We start from the raw sequence: 1,578 nt of genomic DNA, 5'->3' as shown, positions 1-1,578 counted from the left end.
GCCCGGTACCGGACCACCGTCAAGAACGGCCTGAGCCCGACACCTCTGCCCAGGTACACCGTGGCCTCGCCCGCGTCCCCAACAGGTCGCGTGCGAGGCCACGCCGCGTTCACCACGAGCGCTGACCGGTGAGGAACCACACCTGGCCGCCGCGTGAGTGCTGAGACCCCATTTTCACTTCGGTGACCTGGGAAAAGGCGCCCTCACCGAGACCAGGAATCTCCCGGACGGGCCCGTTGCGGCTCAGGCCGTTCTTGACGGTGGTCCGGTACCGGGCCGACTTGCGCTCCCTCGCGAACGCCTCGCCGGGCTTGCGGTCGTATGTGGCCCGTTTCGGGTTTTCTTCAAGCTTGGGGCGGCGGGAAGAGGGATGGCCCCCGGCCCGCCGCCCGTAGCAGCAAGGAGACCGCGGTCAGGAGAGCCTGGTGCCGGCCGACTTGAGGTTCTGGCAGGCCTCGACCACCCGGGCGGCCATCGCGGCCTCGGCGGCCTTGCCGTAGGAGCGCGGGTCGTAGGCCTTCTTGTTGCCCACCTCGCCATCGACCTTCAGCACACCGTCGTAGTTCTTGAACATGTGGTCGGCGATCGGCCGGGTGAAGGCGTACTGGGTGTCGGTGTCGATGTTCATCTTCACCACGCCGTAGGAGATCGCCTCATGGATCTCGCTCAGCAGCGAGCCCGACCCGCCGTGGAAGACCAGGTCGAACGGCTTGTCCTTGCCGTGCTTGGCACCCACCGCGTCCTGGATCTCCTTCAGCACGCTGGGGCGCAGCTTGACGTGGCCCGGCTTGTAGACGCCATGGACGTTGCCGAAGGTGGCGGCCAGCATGTAGCGGCCGCGGTCGCCGACGCCGACCGCCTCGGCGGTGGCAAGGGCGTCTTCTGCGGTGGTGTAGAGCTTCTCGTTGATCTCGCCGACGACGCCGTCCTCCTCACCGCCGACGACGCCGATCTCCATCTCCATGATGATCCGGGCGGCGGCGCACTTCTCCAGCAGCTCGGCGGCGATCTGCAGGTTTTCGTCCAGCGGGACGGCCGAGCCGTCCCACATGTGGGACTGGAACAGCGGGTCCTGGCCCTTGGCGACACGCTCGGCGGAGACGTCGATCAGCGGGCGCATGAAGCCGTCGAGCTTGTTCTTCGGGCAGTGGTCGGTGTGCAGGGCCACCGTCACCGGGTACTTGGCGGCGACCACGCGGGCGTACTCGGCCAGCGCGACCGCGCCGGTGACCATGTCCTTGACGGTCGCGCCGGACAGGAACTCCGCGCCGCCGGTGGAGACCTGGACGATGCCGTCACTCTCGGCCTCCGCGAAACCGCGCAGCGCGGCGTTGAGGGTCTGCGACGAGGTCACGTTGATCGCCGGATAGGCGAATCCGCCCGCCTTGGCCCGGTCGAGCATCTCGGCGTAGACCTCGGGCGTTGCGATAGGCATCGGTCATCTCCCTGGAGACGGCGGTTTACGGGTTTTCGGCGGGCAGGCCACGGAGAGTGCGGCTGTTGTGCCCGTCTGGCCAGTATCGCGGGTCAGCGCCCTTCCCGGGTAGGCGGACCCCACCCCTGTGGACAACCTGGACG

General features: G+C 68.1%; 1 protein-coding gene. It reads right to left on the bottom strand.

Annotated features, from left to right (window positions below; translation table 11 throughout):
• Window positions 1-412: 412 nt before the first annotated feature.
• Window positions 413-1,435, bottom strand: a complete 1,023-nt coding sequence (gene fbaA, locus C1I98_RS38715; RefSeq protein WP_111172165.1) for a class II fructose-bisphosphate aldolase — start codon at window positions 1,433-1,435, stop codon at window positions 413-415.
• Window positions 1,436-1,578: the final 143 nt, after the last annotated feature.

Origin of the sequence: Spongiactinospora gelatinilytica, assembly GCF_003236385.1 — a bacterium.
Taxonomy (GTDB): domain Bacteria; phylum Actinomycetota; class Actinomycetes; order Streptosporangiales; family Streptosporangiaceae; genus Spongiactinospora; species Spongiactinospora gelatinilytica.
The sequence above is the reverse complement of the archived record's forward strand: the minus strand, read 5'-3'. Positions and strand labels throughout refer to the sequence as shown.

Excerpts from the sequence above, each read along its gene's own strand:
- fbaA (WP_111172165.1), bottom strand. The coding sequence starts at position 1,435 with ATGCCTATCGCAACGCCCGAGGTCTACGCCGAGATGCTCGACCGGGCC.